At 56.9% G+C, this 22,495-nt stretch carries 18 protein-coding genes; 4 read left to right on the top strand and 14 right to left on the bottom strand.

From position 1 onward, the window contains the following. Positions 1–5: 5 nt before the first annotated feature. From FNT36_RS16575 to FNT36_RS16545, 7 genes are all read right to left on the bottom strand, one after another. The gene (locus FNT36_RS16575) at positions 6–1,049 is read right to left on the bottom strand and encodes a chemotaxis protein CheB (protein ID WP_144849968.1); all 1,044 of its coding nucleotides are present in this window, start codon (positions 1,047–1,049) and stop codon (positions 6–8) included. Positions 1,050–1,449: 400 nt separating this feature from the next. Continuing rightward, a complete protein-coding gene (locus tag FNT36_RS16570) occupies positions 1,450–2,187 on the bottom strand; it encodes an HAD family hydrolase (protein ID WP_144849966.1) in 738 nt (245 codons plus the stop codon). A gap of 43 nt (positions 2,188–2,230) precedes the next feature. Further along, positions 2,231–3,427, bottom strand: coding sequence for an MFS transporter (locus tag FNT36_RS16565; RefSeq protein ID WP_144849964.1), 1,197 nt, complete (start codon positions 3,425–3,427; stop codon positions 2,231–2,233). A 373-nt stretch (positions 3,428–3,800) separates the two neighbouring features. Next, positions 3,801–4,712 (bottom strand): LEA type 2 family protein, encoded by a 912-nt coding sequence (locus FNT36_RS16560; RefSeq protein ID WP_144849962.1) that lies wholly within the window; start codon positions 4,710–4,712, stop codon positions 3,801–3,803. A gap of 111 nt (positions 4,713–4,823) precedes the next feature. Then, complete coding sequence (locus tag FNT36_RS16555) at positions 4,824–5,924, bottom strand: glycosyltransferase (protein ID WP_144849960.1); 1,101 nt, start codon at positions 5,922–5,924, stop codon at positions 4,824–4,826. A 243-nt stretch (positions 5,925–6,167) separates the two neighbouring features. Further along, positions 6,168–7,094, bottom strand: coding sequence for an alpha/beta fold hydrolase (locus tag FNT36_RS16550; protein WP_144849958.1), 927 nt, complete (start codon positions 7,092–7,094; stop codon positions 6,168–6,170). A 63-nt stretch (positions 7,095–7,157) separates the two neighbouring features. Continuing rightward, the gene (locus tag FNT36_RS16545) at positions 7,158–8,372 is read right to left on the bottom strand and encodes a PAS domain-containing sensor histidine kinase (protein ID WP_144849956.1); all 1,215 of its coding nucleotides are present in this window, start codon (positions 8,370–8,372) and stop codon (positions 7,158–7,160) included. A 295-nt stretch (positions 8,373–8,667) separates the two neighbouring features. Here FNT36_RS16545 and FNT36_RS16540 point away from each other — a divergent pair, with 295 nt between their 5' ends. Beyond that, positions 8,668–9,252 carry a recombinase family protein gene (locus tag FNT36_RS16540; protein WP_144849954.1) on the top strand — a complete coding sequence of 195 codons (585 nt, stop codon included), beginning with the start codon at positions 8,668–8,670 and terminating at the stop codon, positions 9,250–9,252. Positions 9,253–9,316: 64 nt separating this feature from the next. Here FNT36_RS16540 and FNT36_RS16535 read toward each other — a convergent pair whose 3' ends face one another. After that, a complete protein-coding gene (locus FNT36_RS16535; protein ID WP_144849952.1) occupies positions 9,317–9,571 on the bottom strand; it encodes a hypothetical protein in 255 nt (84 codons plus the stop codon). A gap of 99 nt (positions 9,572–9,670) precedes the next feature. On the opposite strand from FNT36_RS16535, the gene FNT36_RS16530 reads away from it, so the two are divergent. Beyond that, entirely contained in the window at positions 9,671–10,294 is a 624-nt protein-coding gene (locus FNT36_RS16530; RefSeq protein WP_394348945.1) for a hypothetical protein, read from the top strand. A 418-nt stretch (positions 10,295–10,712) separates the two neighbouring features. Here FNT36_RS16530 and FNT36_RS16520 read toward each other — a convergent pair whose 3' ends face one another. Further along, positions 10,713–12,320 carry a tyrosine-type recombinase/integrase gene (locus FNT36_RS16520; protein ID WP_144849946.1) on the bottom strand — a complete coding sequence of 536 codons (1,608 nt, stop codon included), beginning with the start codon at positions 12,318–12,320 and terminating at the stop codon, positions 10,713–10,715. Between the two features lie 115 nt (positions 12,321–12,435). Next, entirely contained in the window at positions 12,436–12,648 is a 213-nt protein-coding gene (locus FNT36_RS16515; protein WP_144849944.1) for a DUF2461 family protein, read from the bottom strand. A 386-nt stretch (positions 12,649–13,034) separates the two neighbouring features. On the opposite strand from FNT36_RS16515, the gene FNT36_RS16510 reads away from it, so the two are divergent. After that, entirely contained in the window at positions 13,035–14,630 is a 1,596-nt protein-coding gene (locus FNT36_RS16510; RefSeq protein ID WP_144849942.1) for a PAS domain-containing sensor histidine kinase, read from the top strand. A gap of 460 nt (positions 14,631–15,090) precedes the next feature. After that, positions 15,091–15,996 carry an NAD(P)/FAD-dependent oxidoreductase gene (locus FNT36_RS16505; protein ID WP_144849940.1) on the top strand — a complete coding sequence of 302 codons (906 nt, stop codon included), beginning with the start codon at positions 15,091–15,093 and terminating at the stop codon, positions 15,994–15,996. 167 nt (positions 15,997–16,163) lie between these two features. Here the strand turns inward: FNT36_RS16505 and FNT36_RS16500 are convergent, their stop codons facing one another. The 4 genes from FNT36_RS16500 to FNT36_RS16485 form a co-directional block, all read right to left on the bottom strand. After that, complete coding sequence (locus tag FNT36_RS16500) at positions 16,164–17,585, bottom strand: glycoside hydrolase family 125 protein (RefSeq protein WP_144849938.1); 1,422 nt, start codon at positions 17,583–17,585, stop codon at positions 16,164–16,166. Positions 17,586–17,719: 134 nt separating this feature from the next. Next, complete coding sequence (locus FNT36_RS16495; RefSeq protein WP_144849936.1) at positions 17,720–20,020, bottom strand: GH92 family glycosyl hydrolase; 2,301 nt, start codon at positions 20,018–20,020, stop codon at positions 17,720–17,722. A gap of 120 nt (positions 20,021–20,140) precedes the next feature. After that, positions 20,141–20,851, bottom strand: coding sequence for a basic secretory protein-like protein (locus tag FNT36_RS16490; protein ID WP_144849934.1), 711 nt, complete (start codon positions 20,849–20,851; stop codon positions 20,141–20,143). A 74-nt stretch (positions 20,852–20,925) separates the two neighbouring features. Beyond that, entirely contained in the window at positions 20,926–22,494 is a 1,569-nt protein-coding gene (locus tag FNT36_RS16485; RefSeq protein ID WP_144849932.1) for a RagB/SusD family nutrient uptake outer membrane protein, read from the bottom strand. Between the last annotated feature and the right edge of the window lies 1 nt (position 22,495).

Raw genomic sequence — 22,495 nt, 5'->3', positions numbered from 1 at the left:
GTACCCTAGGCTACCTCCTCGTCGGCCACTTGCTTGCTGATGCTAGCCGTAGTGAGCTGCTCGTGGTTGAAGACCGTCTGCCGCACCATGTCGGCCCGGACGGCGGCTTCCTGCGCCTTCTTAAAGTACATGGCCGCTAGCTTCGGCTGGTTTTTTTCGGCGTAGTGGTCGCCTAGGTCGTTGAGCAAAAAGATACTTTCCTCTACCCCCCGAATGGCGCTCCACAAGGTATCCTCAATCTCTTCGGTGATGGTAGCGAGCAGGCTGTCAGCCGAGTGCGCGTGGCCAGTGTGGCACCGGTAGCGAATGATATCGCCATCGGTAATGGCCGACAACACCCCGTGGCAGTCTGGGCACGTATAGGGCGTGAGCTGGCCAAAAGCGGGCTGCCGCTGTTCAAATGTGCGGCCTTGCGCGGCAAAGCGCACTTCGCGGCTGGTCTTTTGTTGCTCGTCCATCGCTACTTCGTTCGCTTCTGTCACCATTTCGGCCGTGAGCTTCACCAACAGGGGAGCCATTTCGGCAATTGACACGCAGTAATCCACGTCTACCGCCGCCAAGGCGCTCTCGGGCATCGAAGGCACTGCGGCTTCCGTGGGCTCCTGCACGATGGCAATACCGCCCCGGCTCTTTATCGTCCATAAACCGGCCGTCCCGTCATCTAGCGCGCCGGATAAAACAATACCAATAACCCGGGACCCATAGCTAGCCGCCGCCGACCGAAACAAGGGGTCCACGGCGGGCCGAAACCGGTTCTCTTTGGGGCCTCTGGTCGTCCGCACCAAGCCTTTTTCCAGCATTAGGTGCTTGTCAGGGGCCGCCACATAAATATGGTTCGTGCTAATTGGTTCGTTATCTAGGGCATTTGTGGCCAGCATGGTATTTTGCTGATTCAATACTTGCGGCAATATCCCCCTCATATCGGGCGACATATGCCACACAATAAAAATGGCGGCATCTAGGTCGGCTGGCAAAGCCGCCACCAGTTGTTTGATGGCTTCAAACCCTCCAGTGGAAGCGCCGATAACGATGATATTGCGCTTTTCCAAAAGGGCAGGAGTATAAGGTAAATTGATAGGAGTCAGCAGCAATAAGCTGTTACAGGTGAACCTTGAAATGTACTAGCCGGAGTCGGCTTGATTAACCTAACACCTTGTGTACGACTACGTGGTCCTCTGCGCTATCAGCAACGCGAATCGAGCGAAGCAGTAAGGAGCAATCCAGCTTCTTTTGGCAAGGTAGGGTACGCTACCTAAGTCCTGTAGAAATGGCCTAGGCATCCGACAGCATCACGTGCAAAGGCAATGCGGCTATCCACTAGGCCATTGCTACTTAGGTAGTAAAAGGCGGAACTCATAGGAAAAAATAGCTTTAAGTTATTTTTCCTATGAGTTCCGCTATCAGCCAAGTTAGTAGCAACTTAGGCAAGGCTTTAGGCGTCATGCACCACTAGTTTTTATTCTCTTCTACGGGCTGCAAATCCTGGTCTTTCGCTACTTCGTCGTCGGCCTTTGGGGCCTCACCTAGCTGGCTGAACAGTTCGCGCAGGCGCTCAGGAGTTAGTTCGGTGAAGTCTTTAATAGCCAGCAACGGGGCCTGGAAATCAGCTTTGGCCAAATTGGTCAGCACGGCTATGCAGTGCATGCCGGCTTTGTAGGCCGCGTGCTCGCCCAGGATGGAATCCTCAAATACCAAGCAGTTGGCAGATGCTACGCCCAGTTTTTCGGCCACGGTGGCGTAGGTTTCGGGATGGGGCTTGCCGGCGTCTACATCGTCGGCACCCACCACCACGTCGAAGAAGCGGCGCAGGTCGAGGTGGTCCAGAATGTAGCTCAGCGTATCGTTGGCCGAGCCGCTGCCCAGACCAATCTTAAGACCGGCGGCGCGGGCTGCTGCCAAAAACTCGACTAAACCCGCCAATGGCTGGCGCTCGTCCCAGTACAGGGTGCGGTAAAGAAATTCGCGCTGGTCGGCGTATTTCTTCAGGTCTTCCTTGGATTGGGGCTCGTCGAATAGCTGCTCCAGAATCTCGGTGGCAGGCATGCCGTTGAAGCGGCGTAGCAGGTCGTTAGCATCGGCCTTCAGGTCGAGGTCACGAAACAGCAGCTGGAAGGCGCGGGCTTGGATGGGCGTGTTATCTATAATAACGCCGTCCATGTCAAAAATGAGGGCTTGTAAAGCAGGCATAAGGAAACAGGATAAGAAGTGAAAATGATAGGGTGCGAGAGTTTTAGAAAGCGGCAACGGAATCAGCGGTTACCTGCGCGGTCGGGGCCAGTGGTGGCTGCCCCGACACGCGCGCCAGCACGTAGGCAAAGCCCGCCCCAGCTAGGGCCAGGCCTACCCCCACCAGCGCGGGCGAGGTGTAGCCGTAGCCTAGGGCAATGGGCACCCCACCCAAAAAAGCCCCTAGGGCATTGCCCATGTTGAAGGCCGCTTGGGTGATGGACGCGCCCAGCATCTCGGCACCCTTCGACGACTGAATCATTAAAATCTGGATGGGCGCAGCGAGGGCCAGCGAAAAGCTGCCCGCCAAAAAGGTGAGCCCGAGCGAGAGCACTTGGTTGCCGGAGGCGAAGTAGATGGCCAGCAGCGTGCCGCCCATGGCCAGCAGCAAGGTGGTAGCGGCGGTGAGGGGCGAAAAGCGGTCGGCGAGCCGGCCGCCCACCACATTGCCCACAAACATGCCTAGCCCTATCAGCATCATGATGTAGGGCACGTAGGAAGCCGGAAAGTGCGATACCTCCGTCATGAGCGGGGCGATGTAGCTCACCCAGCAAAACATGCCGCCCGTGCCGATGGCTGTCAGCAGAATGATAAGCCAGGTTTCGAGCCGCTTAAACAGCGCTAGCTCGCCCTGCCAGTTGCCGGCTGGCTGCGCCGGCAAGGCCGGCAAGATGAAGTAAATCGCGGCCAGCGTGAGCAGGCCCACGCCGCCCACGCCCCCCAGCGCGTAGCGCCACGAGTAATGCTGACCTAGGTAGGTGCCCAGCGGCACCGTGAGCAAATTAGCAATGGTGAGGCCCGCAAACATGGTCGAAATGGCCTGCGCCTGCTTGCCCTTCGCAGCCAACCGGCTCGCCACCACCGACCCTACCCCAAAAAAGGCGCCATGGGGCAGCCCCGCCAAGAGGCGCGTGAAAAACAGCACCGTATTGTTGGGGGCAAAGGCCGAAAGCGTGTTGAAAACCGTGAAGAGCAGTATCAACAGCAGCAGCAGTCGCTTGGGCTCCAGGTTGTGCCCCAGCACTGTGAGCAGCGGCGCCCCAATGACGACCCCGAGCGCGTAGGCCGAAATAACGTAGCCTACCTCGGGAATGGTAACGCGAAAATCCTGGGCAATACTGGGCAGTAGGCCCATCATCACAAACTCGGTGGTGCCGATGGCCAGGCCGCCCAAAGCGAGCGGAAATAATTTAGTGTTCACTACGAAAATTGATGCTTGTAAATGGGGCGATGCCTTGCCGCATCGGCTAGGCTAGTGCTACCGATAGGAGTGCGTGGCTGCCCGAACAGAGAGTAGGAGGCTGCCAATGCCCTTTAAGGCCGGACACTTATGCGAGGCCCGGCGCAGGCTATACGCTCTCCGCACGTTGTGTGAGGTATCGCCTAGTAGGTGTATACGGCAGATAAGTTCGCATCGCCGCTTACACAGCCTGTGAGCTGTGCGGGCTAGTGAGTATTGCCAGCAGGGGCACTGGCTAGACGACTAGCTTTGAAGGGAGCTACTCATCAGCAGTTTCCTAGTCGGTATTTCTAGCCTGGCTAGGCTTGGTGAAGTGCGGCCAGGCAGGGCGCGACTAGTTGTCTTTCGCGCCTTTCGCCAGCTCTTTCAAGTCCTTCACCGTACCGCTGCTGTTGAACTGCATCGTAGCATCGCGGGCGCTGGCGGGGCCGGCCGCCACGGTAGCGTTACCCGTCAGCTTGTAATCAGTTTTCTTGGGTTTGAAGATGGTCTTAAACAGCACCTTAGGCATAGACCTAGGCGCAAATTTTACGTGAATCGGCATCAGCTCTGTGCCCTTCTTTTTGAAAGTAACATCCTTGGTTTCCTGGCCTTTCACATCCAAGTCATCTTCTATTTGGAAGCGGTAGCTCACCTGCTTGACGGTGAAAGCAATGGGCTCGTAGTTTGTCACACGCAGCGTCACAATGGCTTCGCCTTTCTTCAAGCCCAGCTTGGTGATATCGACGTCGGCCACCTCTATTTTGGGCAGCTTTGGGATGTACACGCGCTTTCGCACGTCGATAGGCAGCTTTTGGGGCCCCACGCCCGGCAGGTTGGCGTATAGTACGGTGTGTAGCTCCACCGTCACGCAGTCGCGCTGGCTGGTTTTTAGTTGGTGCGTGAGTTGGGGTAGGTTCAGCTCCAGCGGCAAGGACAAGCTGCTAAGGGCGTGGCCTTTCACCACGAGCGGGCGGTCTTTGTGACCTTGGGCTAGCTGCTTGCCATCGACGCGGGCCGAGTAGCGCAAGCTATCAATGCGCAGGTCGATGGGAGCGTGGTTGCGTAGCCTCACCAGAAATTGCCCCTTAATATGCTCGCGGGTAATGTTGCTGCTCGTAAAGGAGGGCTGCTCTAGGGTAGGCAGCAGGGCCTTGCCGTGGTCGGTAGCGAGGTAGGTGATGCCGCCGCCTACTAGGAATAGGCCCACCAGCACCAGCAGGGTAGTAAGCACCGGGTGTCGCCCGGCTGTGGAAGTAATAGTCATGAAAAGGATTAGTAAATAGAAATGGATATTGGGAAGCGTATAGGCTGATAATGAATCAGCTATTAGCAGCCAAGGAAGCCCTGGTCCTGACGGTTATTGTCAGCTGGCTACCTAGGCTTCGGCCCAGCGGTAGCGGCGTTCCTTCCAGTGCAGCACGCCGGGCCACAGGGTGTAGGCCAGCACCGACAGCGACATGACCAGCAGGTAGCCTTCGTAGAGCAGCAGCACGGGTAGGCGCTCGCGGTGCCCCGCCTGCCGCAGCGTGAGGAGCAGGAATAAGGTCTGGCACAGCACCTTGGTCGCCAGCAAGACTCCGATGGTACCGAGCGGCAGCTCCGACCAACCCAGCATCGTGTAAAACACCCCGTAGGAGCTGAACAAAAGCCCTAGCTGCCAGGGCAGGCGGCCGGTCCCTTTCATCCAGCGCTTGCGCTGGTGCAGCAGCAGGCGCACCGTGGGCTGCGGCACCGAGATGCCCAGCACCCGCGGGTCGATAAGATTGCGGTAGTGCCAGCCCCGGGCTACCAGCTGGGCGAATAGCTGCACGTCTTCGGTGATGCTGAAGGCCAACGCCTCGTAGCCGCCGATGGACTCGTAGGCCGCCCGCGTTACTAGCATATTGTTGCCCACGGCCGCGATGGGCAGGCCGCAGTCGGTGAGCAGCCGAATGAGGTTGAGGCCAAATAGCCAGTCGAGCCCCTGCAAGCGCCCAAACAGCCCACCGCCCGCCGTGGTAATGCCCGTGACCACACCCACGCCGGCGGGCGCGGCGGCCAGCATGGTCTGCACCCAGTCGGGGTGCAAGGCCATATCGGCATCGGTCAGCAGGAAGTAATCGGCGGTGGCCGCCCGGTAGAGGTGAGCCAGCACGTTGCTTTTGCCGCGGGCCGTGCCCAGCCGGTGGCGGATGGGCAGCAGCCGAAAGTGCGGCTTGTCGGCAATAAATCGCCGCACCACGGCCGCCGTGTCATCGGTCGAAGCGTCGTCACCTAGGAGGATTTCGAGTTTATCGGCTGGGTAGTTCAGCTCAGCCAGCGCTTGCAGGCACCGCTCGATGAGGGCCGCCTCATTGCGCGCGGCCACCAGGATGCTCACCCGCGGGTAGTGCGCTAGCGGCGGCAACGCGGGCCGCGGCCAGGCCGCCCGCACCAGCACCAAGCCATAGAGCCCAAAAAATACCCCAAATACAAGCGCAGAAAAAACAATAGACAAGCAGCGGGGGAGCGGCCCGCGTAGCGGTCGGGCAACTACCTTCTTACGGCGGACCGGGGCCTTTTAGCTGCAATTAAAATACTGATTTACTGATAATTATTTGGTATAAACACTTACTAAACTACTACGTAATAACCGGCGTAGCGCGGGCTTTAGCCAGGCGGTCGGGCAAGCGCTCATCTACCTGCACTGGGTCAACTTACTTGCTGGCGTATAAGGCTCAGGCCGTTGGCACGCCACCCCCTAGGGCTTACTTGCCACTGGGGCAACGAGTGCGCCAAGCCAGGCGGCAATGTCCTGGTACACCTGCTGCTTGCCAACTTCCTGCAGAATCTCGTGCCGCATGCCGGGGTAGAGCACCTGCCGCACTCGCTGAAAGCCGGCTTGCTGCAGCTGCTGCGCCACGCGGCGAACGCCTCGGCCGAACTGGCCCACCGGGTCGTCTGCCCCACTCACCAGCAAGAGGGGCAGCGCCGTGGGGATGCCCCTGGTCCACGGCCCGTCGGTGGCTTGCTTCATCAGGGAGAGCAAGGTAAAAAAGCCATTGTTGGTGAAGGGCATACCGCACAACGGGTCGTGCAGATACGCCAGCTGGTTCTGCTGATTGGCGCTCAGCCACTTCAAGGAGTCGTTAGGCGCCGGCTCCTTAAAACGGCGGTTGTTCACCCACCCAAAGAAGTTATTAAGCAACTTCGTGCGGTGCCGGGGTACCAACTTGTTCAGCACACCTAGGAGTGCCAGCCCGAGGCTCGCCCCCGGTGTAGGAGCAGCCGTACCCATCAAGATGGCTCCCTGGAAGCTATTCCCGGCTTGCTGGAGCAGGCAGCGGGCCACAAACGACCCCATGGAGTGCCCCAGAATGAAGTGCGGCATGCCGGGAAACAACTCGGCCAGGTAAGTCGCCATTTGCTCCGCATCCCGGATAAGGCGCTCGACGGGGCTTGTCAATTGAAAAAAGCCCCGCTCTGCGTCGGTTTGCGCGGTGCGGCCATGGCCCAGCTGGTCATAGGCTAGCACGGCAATCCCTTGCGCCGTTAGATACTCCGCAAACTCTGCGTATCGCCGGTGGTGCTCCGCCATACCGTGTAGCAGGAGCAGCGTCGCTTTAGCGGGCTGATTTGGCTCGAATAAGGTGTAATACAAGCCAGCAAAATGACCTTCTGTGCGCATAAACGAGGTAAAAAGGCGATTGACTGCAGTTTATAGAGTCACTAAGTAGTGCTATCGAGGCGATTAGCTATTGCTACTCGGCAACTCAATAAAGAAGCAGGTGCCCTCGCGCTCGCGGCTTTCTACCCAGATATCGCCGCCGTGCAGCTGCACAATCTGCTTCGCGATAAAGAGACCTAGGCCGGTGGTCGTTTCGCCTTGCAGGCCCGCGCGCCGCGTGGGGTTGAACTTGTCGAACAAGTTGCCGAGCAGCTTGCCCGGAATGCCAATGCCCGTGTCGCGCACGCTCAAGCAGGCTTTGCCCTCGTGTTCGTGCCCACCAATAGTTACGGTGCCGCCGGCCGGGGTAAACTTGAGGGCGTTGTTGAGCAGATTGTCGAGCACCCGGCCAAACTTTTCGGGGTGCAGTGGTGCAAAGAGTCTATCTGCTGCTAAATCCAGGGCCAGCGTCACGCCTTTTTTAGCGGCCGCAAGCTGATGCAGTTCCAGCCGGGCCGGTAGGTAGGTGCGCAGGTCAGTGGGCTGCTTGTGCAGCTCATTGGCGTCGAGGTCGCCCACGTAGAGCACGTCTCCGAGCAGCGCAGTAGCATGGGCACAGGCTCCCTGAATCAAGGCCAGGTAGCGCAGCATTTCTGGCGCGGGCGGGCCGGCGTCTGCCCGGCCGGCTACTTCCCGTTGCAGCAGGTCAGCCAGCAACTCAATATGCCCAATCGGTCCCTTCAGGTCGTGGGTGGCCAGGTGCAGGATGGTTTCCTGCGCATCATAAAGGCGTTTAAGCTTGTTTTCCAACCCCTTGCGCTCCGAGATGTCCTCCAGGATGGTGTAGCCCAGCTCAGCTCCTTCGTCAGGAAACAGCACGGAGGTCACCCGGCACCAGAACGAAGAGCCATTGGCGCGCACCAGGCAAGTTTCCAGGGCAAAGTGCGGCAGCTTGTGCTCCCAGAGTTGGGCCTGCAGCCGATGCCAGTCGTCGCGAAAATGGGGATGGGCAAATTCCAGAATGCGCCGGCCAATCAACTCCTCAGGACTCTTGTAGCCGAGCATGTCCACCACAGCCACGTTCACTTGGCGAATCATCAGGTCGGGCGTAATGATTTTCTGGCCCAGCGGCGAGTTTTCAAACACCGTGCGGAAACGAACCTGGCTTTGCTCGTACTGCTGCTGGTGCAGTAGCTGCGCCGCGTCCGCCGTAGCTTGTTGGTGGTTTTCCTGTTGCAGGGGTTGTTGTGTTGGTGCAGTGGCCGAGCGCTCGGGAGATTCTGGGGTGGTGTCGGGCATCGGGACGGGCACAAACAAGGAGCGCTTACGTGCTAACTAACAACTCGGGTGAAACCCGTAGCTTGTGCAGCACCCATTAGGCATTTCAGACTCAGTGTCGCTTAGACGCTAGGCGTATAATAAAAGTGTGAGTGCCAGTCGGTCTCTAAGAGCACTTATCTGCATAGTGTCACACTGGGGCTACCTGCAACAGGCAGGGGCCCTTATTGGATGGTTTTATCGAGGGCATTTCCAGCGCGTAGAGGCCCTTTTTTGAGCCGTATTTTACTGACCCTTATTGGAGTATCTTAGAGGTATGACAACCGTCGCCCTCTATGCCCGCGTTTCGACCAAGGATAAAGGTCAGAGCACCGAAAACCAGTTGCCCGAACTGCGGCGCTTTGCCCAGGCCCACGGCTATTCTATCTACAAAGAGTATGTGGAGCAGGAGTCGGGCGGGACCGGCAGGCGCTCTGAGTTTCAGGCGCTGTTTGCCGATGCGCACCAACGACGCTTCGACTTGGTGTTGTTTTGGAGCTTGGACCGCTTTAGCCGCGAAGGAGCGTTACCTACCCTGCAATATCTTAACCAACTACAAGGCTGGGGCGTTGGCTATAAGTCCCTCACCGAGCAATACCTCGATTCGGTGGGGCTCTTTCAGGAGGCTATCATTTCTATCCTCGCCACCTTGGCCAAGCAGGAACGTATACGCCTTAGCGAGCGCACCAAGGCCGGGATGGCCCGACGTAAGGCGGAAGGAATACATATAGGACCACCTGTTAAAAGCTCTATTATTGTGGAGCAAATCCAGAAATTAAAATACAGTGGTCTTTCGAACTATGCAGTAGCGAAAAAACTGGGTATTTCCGCTAGTACCGTCGCGAAGTACTATATCCCTTAGCTACTCATACCACCTTCCCAATAGTATCTGCTTATTAAGGAACCCTCTAATTAGAAACAATTAGTTATGCTGCGAGGCTGGAGGCTCTTTCGGGCCAAATAGTAGCCAGTTGTTGCGCCCGCTCAGTTCCTAGCGCCGCTTCAACAATCACAGCTACTGCTGACCAGCCAGTTTCTGGTTGAGTTACTCCGTAGCGATGCAGCAATAACATCTCGCTACGGGTTAGCCCATTCACTTTAATCAGCGGAAGGGCTGTAGCAGGTACGCCGATTTCCAGCCGTGTTGCCAATTCGTTTACAACCTCGTCATTAAGCAGCATAGCTGGATATAGCACCTGCTCAATCTTGCTGCTGTTGGCAATTACACCCGCTTAGATGTCCAGACTGCCTTAGACTTAAGGAATCCGAACGCTGTTAAGATGTATTCGATTTTGGAGAGCTGGAAAAACCTGAATACGAGAGATAAGGATTTCACCAGAAAAAAAGAAAGCCTGGAAAACCTTAAGTTTTGGTTGCTTGAGAACGCTGACCTGTATCCAATTTTCGGCGACTTCAAGCGACGTGTGCTTAAGCCAGTATTTGCGGATTTTGCGCGGGTAGGCTACGGGGCGAAATGGGAAGCTACCAAGACTGGTAAGAAAACCACTCACATCACCTTTTCTATTCCCCGTACCAAGGATAAGGACAAGAACCAGCTTGTAATCTCAGTGCCACCCGCGCCTACGGCACCAGTGATGCGGGTAAACAAGGACGAGCCTGCGACGATAAACCAAGTTATCCAGGCAGCCCCTGCAGCGCAGGATATCAAAAGCAAAGTGGAGGAGCGCCTGACCAAGCTCCACCTTACCCCCGCGCAAATCAAGAAGGTGCTCGAAGTGGTCAAAGGAGACGACCAGCTTACCAAGCTCCATAAGGCAGTCTACCCGCTCCACCTTAACCACATGCAAGGCGTTAAGGACCACGGTGCTGATAACATTGGAAAGCTCACGGTGGCTCGTTTGAAGACGGAATTCTCGGCTATTTACGCTGCTTGGTCCAATTAACAAAAAAGCCCCCTGGTGATGAAGCTAGGGGGCTTTTTTGTTGCTGAGCATAACCTAGATGGTACAACGTGCGTTAGCAATCATCCACAAATTTAAACAATACATTATATGGCTTTTTTAGAGTTTACCTTGCCTTCGGGCGTTGCGACTATTATAAATACGGACCAAATTGTCTCTATCGCCAAGGACCAGGATGCTCAGCGCAAAAAGGATTCTTCCCTTGAGTATATAATCACTATGTCGGATAATTCAATCGTCCTTTTGACTAAGGATGATTATGAAGGTCTCCGTAATTTTCTTGAGGTCACCGACCTTTCTGCAATAGCGAATAATGAGAACATGAAACGGATTTTGAATAGAAATTAGCTCACTCGTTATCTGCAAAAAAGCCCCCTAGTGTCATCACCAGGGGGCTTTTTTACACCTCCTGTACTACCTCTGCCAACTCGACCACCCCGTAATCCTGGGCGGGGTAGGCGGGGAGCTGGAAGATATTGGACATGTGCTTCTTGACATCCTTGCGCTTGTTGGCGTAAATCATCAAGGTCGCCACGTTCAGGTGTCCGGTCATCCCGATGATTTTGTTGACAGGGACGTTATAATCCAGGCAAATATTGATAAAAGTTCTTCTGCCTGAGTGCGTTCCGATTTCGTTGGCGCGGGTAGAGGTCTTACCCACAGGGCGCGCCCCAGAGTAGTTGACCACCTCCACGGGCTCTTGCAGGCTGGGGAAGGTCTTACCCCCGTTGTGGTTCAGCACCTCTCGTATGCGCCGATTGACCTTGTGGTAGCTGAGTTTGCAGTTGACCATGTTGTAGGCATACTTTTTAAGAATTGCGGTCGAAATCACGTTCAGCGGGATGTTCACCTCGATACTGTGGTGTGAGGTCTTCTGCGCCGTGAGGTTGATGATGCCGTTTTTGACCGCGCTGGGTGTGACTTTCACGAGGTCCGAGTGCCGCAGGCTGGTAGCGGAGAGGAAAAGCAGGATGTCCCTGGCGCGCTCTTGCTCGCGCATGGCAAAATCGGTGAAGTCCAGTAGTTGAAAAAGCTCGTGCTCTTCCAGCGCAACTACGTTATCCTCCTTTGGCTTAAGTTTAAACTTGTAGAGCTTGAAGGAGTCGTTTATGGTCACGCCCTTCGGTAGTTTGGATGGGCGCGCTTGGTAGTAGTTCAGGCAACTCGTGACCTTCTGCAAGTAGGTCTGAATGGTGTCATTCTTCCTAGTATCCCCGGTCTTGTAGTAAAGGATTTTACCCCTCATTTTCTGCTTCTGTCCATTCCCCGGCGCGTAGGCAGGGTTAGGTATCGTTTGGTAAATGGGCTTGTTAGAAGGTGTGGAAATGAGCCAATCCTGGAATCTGACCATCCACTCCTCGTCTACCTCCTGGACGGTGGTCGCGGACTCGAACTGGCGGACGGTCTCGATAAAGCTGGAATGCGAGCGCCGGGTGGCGTCCGCCATTGTGGCGATGCCATCACGGGTCGCGTACTTTTCCAGGAAGGTAATGAGCTTATCGTCGTCGTAGGTGCCCGCCTCCCGCCGCTGGTTGTCACGGCGTACGTTGAGTTGCTTTAGCTGCTCGTGAAGCCGCTGAATCTGGTCCTCGACGTCTTCGTTATGAACGCTTTGATTAATGGCGCGCTCCGTCCGTAGGCGGCGGCGAAAACCAGTTACTTGCTCTTCCACCTCCGCTCGTTTCTGGGCATGACGCGCAGCCTGCTCTGCCTCTCCGGTCAACCGTTTATACTCCACCCCTAGCCGCTGCTCCGTCAGCTCACCGGCTGCCTGCGCGATACGGAAGGCTTGTTCCAAGCGTTGTATGGCACTGCCCAGGCGCTCATTGAGGTCCAGGTAGTTCTCGTGCGAAGGCTTGACGTAGCCGTTCTTCATAATGAATTCCGGCTCGACATTATCAATTTTTGGCGTCCGGTATTTGAGCCCAGCAAATGAGAGGCGCACGGACAAGGCATTCCCGCGCAGATAGGGGACGCAGGTGGGGGTTTCTGCTTTGGGACGAGCCATGAACAAGGAGGTTAAATCAGACTGCAAATGTCGACTCTGTATCCTATAACCCCAAAATTTGTATCCCGATTGAAACTAAAAATGCTTTTCCAGTCTGCAAGGGCGCTTTTATAGCTCAGTCGTTTTTATGCAAGCGAAACATCGCCTGCGCGGGCGTGAGCTCGGCCAATTCGGGCGCTATCGGCGTGGCTTGGCGAATTACCTCGGCTACCAAGTCAGCAAAATTGTCGCGGGCGCGCAGGTAGTCGGCGCGGTGCTCTTGCATCCAAGCCGTGTTATTATTGGCAGCTAGGCGCCGCAAAAAATCCAGAATAAAAGCATTGTCCATTGAGGGCTGCGCGGGAAAAAGCGACGGGTAGGTACGTTCGAACTAAGAGAATCTTCTTGCCGCACGTAACCCAACGCGCGCGGTTAGATACGGTTGCGGCACACACGTATGCATATGGCTGTGCCTGCGGATGGTAGCGCCTGCTAGAATCTAGCAGTGGCCCGGCAGTAGGCCAAGAGATTCATGTGGTACCCACCTAGGTAGCATTTACTTAGCGCAAGCAGCAGCTACCCTTCGGCGCTGTCCCGGCAGCTCGTCAGTAACACTTCGGTATTATTCTAGGTAAAAAGAGTAAAAAACTTAGTGCTAATGCCTTAATAACAGTAAGCCTAAGCGGTTTATCCGAGTATCTTCGTCGGCGCAATCCTTGCTCTCTTTATCCTCCCATGGCGGCTTTCCCTCTCTCTCTATCGCAGGACAGCGCCACTAATCCAGCCGGGTTGGTAGATGTGCTGCTGACTTGTACACCAACCGCCATGCTACTGCTGCGGCCGGTGTACAACGCTAGGGGGAAAGAAATTACCGATTTTAACTTGGTACAACTCAATGCGGCGGCTCAGCAACTATTGCGGCTACCCGAGCGGCCGCAAGCTTCGTTGCTGACGCTTTTTCCGGCCATAGCGTCCGGTGCATTCGTCTTTTATCGCAATGCGTTTTTGGCGGGCCAAATAGCTTGCTGCTCCGACTGTTTTCAGCACGATGGGCTAATGGGCTATTCCGTTTGGGCTGCTCAGCGGTATGAGCAGCTGCTGGTAGTCAGCCTGACCTATGCCGGCAGCCAGCCTCACTCGGCAGCAGCACCCACGCCTAGCAATGAGGATAAACGTCCAGCCCTGCTGGCGGTGCAGCAAAGCCTGCTGCAGCAGCTATTGCGGCAGGTGCCCGCTGCGGTAGCCACACTCAGCGGCCCCGAGCATCACTATGTATCCTTCAACGACCGGTACCAGGTGTTATCGGCCCACCGGGCTGAGGTCGGCCAGCGCGTAGCCCATGTGATGCCGGAGCTAGTAGCCCAAGGGTTTATCGACCTGCTCGACCAGGTTTACGCAACGGGCCAGCCTTTCACGGGCACCGACCATTCGGTGCAGCTATTTGACTATACCACTGGCCAATCCGAGCAGCGATACATAGACTTCACTTACCAGCCCCTAACTGATGAGCAGGGAAAAACGCATGGTATTCTGGCTTTTTTGGTTGATACGACCGAGCGGGTGCTGGCTCGCCAGCAGGTAGAGGCGGCCAACCGGGAGCTGGCCTCCATTAATACGCGCCTCACGCGTACCAATGTCGACCTGGATACGTTCGTGTATTCAGCGTCGCACGACCTACGGGCGCCCATCGCCAATATTGAAGGACTGCTGTCGGCCCTGCGCCAAGAGCTGCCCGTCGAAGCCTGGCAAGCCGAGCTAGTGCCCCGCCTACTCGGACTGATGGATGGCGCCGTAGCGCGCTTTCAGCAAACCCTAGGGTACCTCACCGAGGTGACGCGGATACAACCCGAGGCTCTAAAACACGCTACCGAGCTGGTTGAGCTGTCGGCCCTAGTCGAGGCCGTGCGCCTCGACATCCTACCCGAACTCACCGCTGCTCGCGCCACACTCACCGTGGACTTGGCCGAGTGCTCGCAGCTGTTGGCATCGCCCAAGCTGTTGCGTAGCATCTTTTATAATTTTCTTTCCAACGCCATCAAATATCGGTCGCCCGAACGGCCACCGCTGATACACCTGCGCAGCCGCCGCACAGCCCCAGGCTACCTAGCCCTGGAAGTGCAAGACAACGGTCTAGGGCTGAGTGAGCAGCAGCAAAAGGCTTTGTTCCAGCTGTTCAAGCGCCTGCACAGCCACGTGCCGGGCTCGGGAGTAGGGCTGTACATGGTCAAGAAAATGGTAGATAATGTAGGCGGTACGCTCACAGTACAGAGCCAATTAGGGGTAGGCTCTACTTTCACCGTTACACTACCACTCGCAGGCCCGCTCGCCTAGGCGGCGTTACCCCCAACGGGCTTTGTATCGTGCATATTCCGAGGCCCGCGCGGCAAACAAACCCCAGCTAAAAGCCAGGGTCTGTTCGCGCTTTCTCTAAAACCAAACCAGAGAAAAGAATCGGAAAGCGGTGAGGCGCGCCTACCGCTTGTTAACGCCTATAGGCAGGGTTGCCTAGGTGCCCTGCATCCCTAACCAATCTTCAAAACGGGCATAGCATCAATTTGCAACATTATTGCAAAAATAGGCAAAAAATTTGTTTATTTTAAACAATATGAAACGTTGTTGCATTATTATGTGGCATGCTACTTTTGCAGCGCGGCAGCCTTCGAGGTATTCAATGCAAGGACTTGTAGGAGTAAGCAAGACCGGCTTGCCTAAGTAGACAAGTTACTTGCCGCCGGCTAGGTAAAGCAGCGGCTGCGATTACACATACTATTATCTTACAAAGGCTTACAAGATGAGCGATTCCAAACTAGCAGATGTACTTATTATTGGCGGCAGCTACGCGGGGCTGTCAGCTGCGCTAGCCCTAGGGCGCGCCCTACGCCGTGTAGTAGTGCTGGACAGCGGTAAGCCCTGCAACCAGCAAACGCCCCACTCGCACAATTTTTTGACACGAGATGGTAGTACGCCCGCAGCCCTGGCAGCAGTGGCCCACGAGCAAGTGCTGGCGTATCCTACCGTGCAGCTACGTCAGGAACTGGCCATAGCAGCTACGGGCGAGAACGGCCAGTTTACCGTTGAGACGGATAGCGGAGCCGTTATTCAAGCGCGCAAACTATTGTTTGCCACAGGTATTCGTGACCTAATGCCGGACCTGCCAGGCTTCGCCGAATGCTGGGGTATTTCGGCTATTCACTGCCCGTACTGCCACGGCTACGAGTACCGGGAGCAGCCCACCGGCATCTTGGCCAATGGTGAGGTGGCGGCCGAGATGGGACCGCTCATCCGCAATTGGACCGATAAGCTGACCATTTTCACCAATGGCCCCGCCACCTTGTCGCCCGCGCAGCGGCAGCAGCTAGGCGCCCGCGGCATCGCCATAGAAGAAACGCCCCTGCGGCAGCTAGTGCATCAAGAGGGCTACTTGACCCACCTAGACCTAGCCGATGGCCGCACGGTGCCACTGGCCGCGCTATATGCCCGGCTGCCCTTCGAGCAGCACTGCGCCCTGCCCCAAGCGCTGGGCTGCACGCACTCCGAAACAGGCCACCTCAAGGTTGATAACATGCAGAAAACGAGCGTGCCGGGTATCTATGCGGCGGGCGATGCTACCAGCCCCATGCGGGCCGTAGGTGCGGCTGTAGCCGCTGGCATGATGGCAGGGGCCGCGCTCAATCGGGAATTAATCTTCGAAGCGTAGCCGAAAAAGCCGACTAGCCACTTCCGCCGTATCCCTACAGCAAGGGGACGGTGGAAGTGGCTAGTCGGCTTTTTGCTTTTGGCTGCCCAAATAGGCAAGTATTTGCGCTGCTAATTCGACTTGTTGCTTTGTTGCACTAAGGTCTCAGAAAGCAAGCTATAACCGACCTAGGCCAGTAGCTGCGGCTTTTCCTGGTACACTTTCCAGAGGAACTCGCCGAACAGCGTATTGGCCCAGGCAAACCACGAGCGGGTGAACTTCTTGGGGTCGTCTTTGTGGAACGACTCGTGCATGTAGCCCGTGCCCGCGTGCGTGGCCTTGAGGCTCTGAATGCAGGCCCGGATTTCGGCGTCGTCGGTGCTAGTGAGGCCGCGGGTGGTAATGGCAATGGGCCAAATCATGTCCTGGCCCACGTGCGGGCCGCCGATGCCCTCGGCCGCCGTGCCCTTGAAGAAGAAAGGGTTGGCCTCCGAAAGCAAGAACTTGCGGGTGTTCTGGTAGATGGGGTCGGTGGTGGGCATAGCGCCTAGGTAGGGGAGGGCTACCAGGCTGGGCACGTTGGCATCGTCCATGAGTATTTGGCTGCCAAAGCCATCGACCTCGTAGGCGTAGATTTTGCCATGCTGGGGGTGGTTCACTACGGCGTGCTCGCGCAGCGCCTTTTCTACCTCATCAGCCAGAGCGGTGCAGTCCTTGGCAGTGGCAGCTTCGGCCGGAGCTAGCGCAGTCAGCATTTCGGCGGCTTGGCGCATGCTGGCCACCGCAAAGAAGTTACTGGGTACCAAGAAAGAGTAGAGCGTGGCGTCGTCGCTGGGGCGGAAAGCCGAGCAAATAAGGCCTACCGGCCGCACTGGGTAGCCGTAGCCCTTCATGGGCTGGGTATCGGTGGCGTTAGTGGTCTCGCGCTGGAAGTGATAGGGACCTAGGCCGTTTTTGCGCTGCTGGGCCCGGAAGGTTTGCAGCGTGGTCTTGACGGCCTGCTGCCACTGCGCATCGAAGGGTTGCTTGTCGCCAGTTTTCTTCCAGTAATGGTAAGCCAGGCGGATGGGGTAACAGAGCGAGTCGATTTCCCACTTGCGCTCGTGCACGCCGGGCTGCATGGCGGTTTTGTCCGTTTTCCACTCACCCACCTTGGTGTCGTCGCCATAAAAGGCGTTGGCATAGGGGTCTTTGATAACGCAGCGCGTCTGGCGGTTGATAACGCCCGCTATCAGGTTGCGCAGCTCGGGGTCTTTGTCGATGAGCTGCAAATAGGGCCACACCTGGGCCGACGAGTCGCGCAGCCACATGGCGTCGATGTCGCCCGTAATGACGTAGGTATCGGGACGGCCGCCCGTTTGGGCGTAGGTTACGGTGGTGTCGAGGGTACTCGGAAAGCAGTTGTCGAAGAGCCAGCCTAGCTCGGGGTCTTTCACCTTTTTCTTAAACTCGGTGATGGCCGCCTCCACGGCCTTGCTGCGAAACCGGCGCTTGGCAGCTACCGGCCGCACCACTGGAAAAGCGGGCGCCGCGGCGGCAAAAATGGTGGAAGGCAAGGCGAGACTGCCCGTGAGCAAAGAAGCTTGTTGAACGAACGTGCGACGATTCATATAAAGGGGTGGGTAGCAGAAATCCGGGTAAAAATAGAACGTCCGTCATGCTCATCTAGCGTTCACCTACCGAAGTATCTCGCTAGATGCTTCGGCAAGCGGCTTGCCAACTGAGCACGACGGACGTTAAAAAACTACTTTTTAGCTTTAGAGAATGAGTAAGGCGCAGCCTCTGCCGAGGTGCCGCGCGTCTTATTAGGCGTAGCGCTCATCTCAAAGTTGAGCGTAGCACCTTGCTTCAGGGTCTCGAATTCTAGGTAGTTCTTATCGTAGGCTTGGCCGTTCAGCGTCAGCTGGTTCACATAGCGGTTGGTGGCCGAGTTCTGGGGGGCGTTCAGCACCACGTCTTTGCCGCCGGGCAGGTGCAGGGTAGCCTTCGGGAAGAGCGGCGCGCCAAGCACGTACTGGTTTACGGCCGGGCACACGGGGTAGAAGCCTAGGGCCGAGAACACGTACCAAGCCGAAGTCTGGCCGTTGTCTTCGTCGCCGCAGTAGCCGTCCGAGGTGGGCAGGTACAGGCGGTTCATCACCTCACGCAGCCAATACTGCGCCTTCCAGGGCTGGCCGGCGTAGTTGTAGAGGTAAATCATGTGCTGGATGGGCTGGTTGCCGTGCGCATAGTTACCCATGCCAGCAATTTGCATTTCCCTGATTTCGTGAATGGTACCGCCGTAGTACGAATCATCAAACACGGGCGGTAGGGCAAACACGGTATCGAGGGTAGCCACAAACTTCTGCTTGCCGCCCATGAGGTCCATCAGGCCTTGGATGTCGTGAAACACCGACCAGGTGTAGTGCAGGCTGTTGCCCTCGGTGAAGGCATCGCCCCACTTAAAGGGGCTAAATGGCTTCTGGAAGGTGCCATCCTGGTTTTTGCCGCGCATCAGGCCCGACTCTTTGTCGAACAGCTTGCGGTAGTTTTGGCTGCGCTGGGCGTAGAGGTTGATTTCCTTTTTGGGGCGACCTAGGGACTTGGCCAGCTGGTAAATGGCGAAGTCATCGTAGGCATACTCCAGGGTGCGAGCGGCGTTTTCGTTGATTTTAACGTCGTAGGGTACGTAGCCGAGCTTGTTGTAGTACTGCACGCCCTTGCGGCCCACGGCGTCGAGCGGGCCGGCGTTGTTGGCACCGTGCTGCAACGCGTCCCAGAGCACGTTCATATCCTGGCCCCGAATGCCCTTGAGGTAGGCATCGGCCACTACCGAAGCCGAGTTGTTGCCCACCATCACATTGCGCAGGCCGGGGCTGCCCCACTCGGGCAGCCAGCCGCTTTCCTTGAAGTCGTTGGCCAGGCCTTGCTGAATCTCGGTGTTAATCTCGGGGTACATCAGGTTCAGGAAAGGGAACAGCGCCCGGAACGTATCCCAAAAACCGGTGTCGGTGTACATATAGCCCGGCAGCACTTGGCCGTTGAAGGGGCTGTAGTGCATTACTTTGCCGCTGGCATCCAGCTCATACAGCTTGCGCGGAAACAGCAGCGAGCGGTAGAGGCACGAGTAGAACGTGCGGCGCTGGTCGTCGGTGCCACCCTCGATGTCGATGCGACCTAGGGCCTTATTCCAAGCGGTGCGGCCCTCTTGGCGCACGGTTTCCAAGTCCTTTTTGCCAATCTCGCCTAGGTTAAGAATGGCCTGCTCGGGGCTAATAAACGACGAGGCCACGTGAGCATTCACACGCTCGCCCTTGCGGGTTTTGAAGCCCACGATGGCGCCGGCGTGGTTGGCCGTCACGTCGAGGGTGCCGGCCGCTGCAGCCGCTTTGTCTTGGTACAGGGTCGTGCTGGTGAAGTCGTGGTCGAACTCCAGCACGAAGTAGTTCTTAAAGTCCTTGGGCACGCCGGTGGTGTTGCGGGTGGTGTAGCCCACGATGCGGCGCTGCTGCGGCAGCACCTGCACGTGCGAGCCCTTGTCGAGGGCATCAATTACAACGTAAGCGCTATCCGTTTTGGGGAAGGTGAACCGGAAGCTTGCGGCCCGCTCGGTAGGCGCAATTTCGGTGGTCACGTCGTGGTCGGCCAAGTACACGCGGTAGTAGTTGGGCTCGGCCACCTCGGCCTTGTGCGAGTACCAGCTGGCGCGGGCGTCCTGGTCAAATACCTTCTTGCCCGTGATGGGCATGATGGCAAATTGGCCGTAATCGTTCATCCACGGCGAGGGCTGGTGCGTCTGCTTAAAGCCCCGGAGTTTGTCGGCCGCGTACTGGTAGGCCCAGCCATCACCCATTTTACCGGTCTGGGGCATCCAGAAGTTCATGCCCCAGGGCAGGCAGATGGCCGGGTAGGTGTTGCCATTCGACAAGCTTGGCTTCGAATCGGTGCCAATGAGCGGGTTGACCCACTGCGCAAAGTCGTTTGCGGCCGATGCCGTGGGCCCTTGGGCCAGGGCTGGGCCCGCTGCCAGCAGCAAAGTGGCCAGGGCAGAGAAACGTTTGGTCATTCGGTGTGGAAAAGCAGCGCTGCGGCTAAGCGGCGCCAAAAAGTGATGGATAAAGACGAATTGCTCGCGCGAGGTACCTAGGGGCAGCCGGTATGGCTCCTACCTAGGCTATAGTCTCGCTTAGCGGTAGGTTAGCTGCACGGCCGGCGCCGCAGCGTAGGCTGCCCAAAGCTCGTCGAGGGTTTTACCGGTCTGCTGCTTCCAGATTTCGGGAGTGTAAGTGCGGGTGCGGGCGGCGTTGTCGAGCTGGTTCACCAGCTTGGGGTAGCCGTGCTGGTCGAGCCACACCAGGAAGCGCGCCATGATACGGTAGCTATTAGTGTAGCTCTGGCCCTCCTTATACTCGGGCAGCTTCCAGTTACCGGCCTGGTTGTTCACGCCATACACGTAGCGGGCGTAGTCGGCAATGCCCTCCGTAAGCCAGCCCGGCCCACTGCCGTTGGGGTAGGCCTGCACAATGTGCATGACCTCGTGCGTTACCACATCAATGTCCTCGGGGTGGTCGTGTAGCCACTTGGGGTTGTAGTCAACCACACCGTTGCCGGTAGCCGCCACCCCCGTGTAAGCGGGGTTGACAAAAAACGTGACCTTACGGAGCGTCTTCGGATTAAAACGCTTGGCTTCCTGCGGGTACACTTTATAGAAGGCATCTACCATGCGCTTCTTCGTGACGGCCGACAGGGCGGGGTCTTGGTTAATGAAAACCAGCGTGTAGCCTTTTTGGGTAAGCGAGTCGCGGCCTACGGGCACGGTGGCATCGGTGGTTTGGGCGGCGGCCGGGGCCGCCAGCAGCCCTAGGGCCAGGGGGAAAAGTAAAAAAGCGCTATGCACAAAAAACCGGGTTAAAATGACCAAAAAATAAACCCCTAGGTCCTCGCGCAGGAGCACCTAGGGGCGAAACAGGACTAGTACCCGGGGTTCTGGGTCAGCTTGTTATTGGTGAGGATTTCAGCCCTAGGGATGCCCCAAAGTAAGTATTTCGACTGAAATGCGTTGCCGACCTCATTTTTGAAGCCAACGGCATCTACAAAGCGGTTGTTGACTACATCGTAGGCCTTGCGGGTGCGCTGAATGTCGAAGTAAGCCTTGTTTTCATAGGCTAGTTCGTGGTAGCGCTCCTTCCACACAGCAGTGCGGAAATCATCTTTGCTGAGGCCGCTAAGGGCAGGCAGCTGGGCCCGGCTCCGAATAGCGTTAATTTGAGCGTAGGCCAAGGTATTAGGACCACTGACTTCGTTGCTGGCCTCTGCATAAATGAGCATAACCTCAGGCATACGCAGCAGTGTCCAGTTTTCGTCGCAGTCAGGCGTTACAGTGCTCAGCGCGCTTTCCAGGTGGAAATACTTATACAGTGCGTGGGCGTTGAAGTTGACCGTGCCGGCCGGTGCCTTAAAGCGTGGGTAAGACGAGAAGTAAAACTGCCGCTCCTTGGTGCGCAAATCGCCGCTTTCGTAGGAGTTGAAGAAGCCGTTGGTGGGGATAAGCGCCCCAAACTCATCGTTGTAATTCGAGATGCCCGCGAAATAGGGTACTACGAGTGGGCTGATGGCATTGGTAGCAATACCAAACTGATACTGGGCCTGCAGAATTAATTCGCCCTGGTTCTTGCTGGCGTTGTTGTGCAGGTTGATGTAAGTAGCAGAATCTGTCTGCGTTGGGTTTGCCGCAGTCTTTACGGTTTTGGTGACAAACAGCGGAAAATTACCCGCGTTAATTACCTCGGCAGCTTTGGCGGCGGCTAGCGCGTAATTGCCCGGTTGCTGCATCGGGTAGCCAGCCATAGTCAGGTACACGCTAGCTAGCAGCGACTTGGCTGCACTTTGCGTGATGCGGCCCGTGCGGTCTACTATGGGTAGGCCCGCAGACTCGGCGGCCTGCAAGTCGCTCACGATGAGCTTGTACACGTCGGCCGTGGCCGCGCGGGCCGGGTACAGGTCGGGGCTGTTACCGTCGATAGGCGTCGTAATGAGCGGCACATCGCCGTAGAGGCGCACAAGATGGTAATACAGGAAGGCCCGTATAAAATAGGCCTGCCCCAACAATACTTTTTTCTGCCCCTCATCCATGGTAATGGCCGGAATGCGGGCTATCGCCAAGTTGGCCGCCCCAATGCCGTAGTAGGCATTGTTCCACATATTGGAAGAGTAGGGGTTGTTAGCGTCCAGCGTTTGGTTAAGAATCTGGTTGTTGAACTGGCTCTGGCCGAGGCTGGTAGCGTGTTGCGCAAATAGCTCCAGGCCCACCCACATCGACTCGCCGTAGCCCACGTCAGTGCTGCTCATAATGCGCAGGTTGTCGTAGAGGCCATTGATGGCGGCTTGTGCCTGGTCGCCGTTGGCGAAATACGTGTCGGGAGTCAGCTGCGAGCGAATGTCCTGCTTCAAAAAATCAGAGCAGCTGCTGGCTACCGTGAGGAGCAGGGCCGCTCCTAGGGCCGTGGGCGCCTTAGCAAACAGTCGGGTTGTAGAAAACATA

This window comes from Hymenobacter setariae, assembly GCF_007713685.1.
Taxonomy (GTDB): domain Bacteria; phylum Bacteroidota; class Bacteroidia; order Cytophagales; family Hymenobacteraceae; genus Hymenobacter; species Hymenobacter setariae.
Note: the sequence above shows the minus strand (reverse complement) of the source record. Positions and strands in the feature narration are given on the sequence as shown.

Coding starts and splice junctions, on each gene's coding strand:
- FNT36_RS16500 (WP_144849938.1), bottom strand. CDS start 17,585: ATGAATCGTCGCACGTTCGTTCAACAAGCTTCTTTGCTCACGGGCAGT.
- FNT36_RS16540 (WP_144849954.1), top strand. CDS start 8,668: ATGACAACCGTCGCCCTCTATGCCCGCGTTTCGACCAAGGATAAAGGT.
- FNT36_RS16485 (WP_144849932.1), bottom strand. CDS start 22,494: ATGTTTTCTACAACCCGACTGTTTGCTAAGGCGCCCACGGCCCTAGGA.
- FNT36_RS16530 (WP_394348945.1), top strand. CDS start 9,671: ATGTATTCGATTTTGGAGAGCTGGAAAAACCTGAATACGAGAGATAAG.
- FNT36_RS16520 (WP_144849946.1), bottom strand. CDS start 12,320: ATGGCTCGTCCCAAAGCAGAAACCCCCACCTGCGTCCCCTATCTGCGC.
- FNT36_RS16495 (WP_144849936.1), bottom strand. CDS start 20,020: ATGACCAAACGTTTCTCTGCCCTGGCCACTTTGCTGCTGGCAGCGGGC.
- FNT36_RS16545 (WP_144849956.1), bottom strand. CDS start 8,372: ATGCCCGACACCACCCCAGAATCTCCCGAGCGCTCGGCCACTGCACCA.
- FNT36_RS16570 (WP_144849966.1), bottom strand. CDS start 2,187: ATGCCTGCTTTACAAGCCCTCATTTTTGACATGGACGGCGTTATTATA.
- FNT36_RS16535 (WP_144849952.1), bottom strand. CDS start 9,571: ATGCTGCTTAATGACGAGGTTGTAAACGAATTGGCAACACGGCTGGAA.
- FNT36_RS16515 (WP_144849944.1), bottom strand. CDS start 12,648: ATGGACAATGCTTTTATTCTGGATTTTTTGCGGCGCCTAGCTGCCAAT.
- FNT36_RS16550 (WP_144849958.1), bottom strand. CDS start 7,094: ATGCGCACAGAAGGTCATTTTGCTGGCTTGTATTACACCTTATTCGAG.
- FNT36_RS16510 (WP_144849942.1), top strand. CDS start 13,035: ATGGCGGCTTTCCCTCTCTCTCTATCGCAGGACAGCGCCACTAATCCA.
- FNT36_RS16505 (WP_144849940.1), top strand. CDS start 15,091: ATGAGCGATTCCAAACTAGCAGATGTACTTATTATTGGCGGCAGCTAC.
- FNT36_RS16560 (WP_144849962.1), bottom strand. CDS start 4,712: ATGACTATTACTTCCACAGCCGGGCGACACCCGGTGCTTACTACCCTG.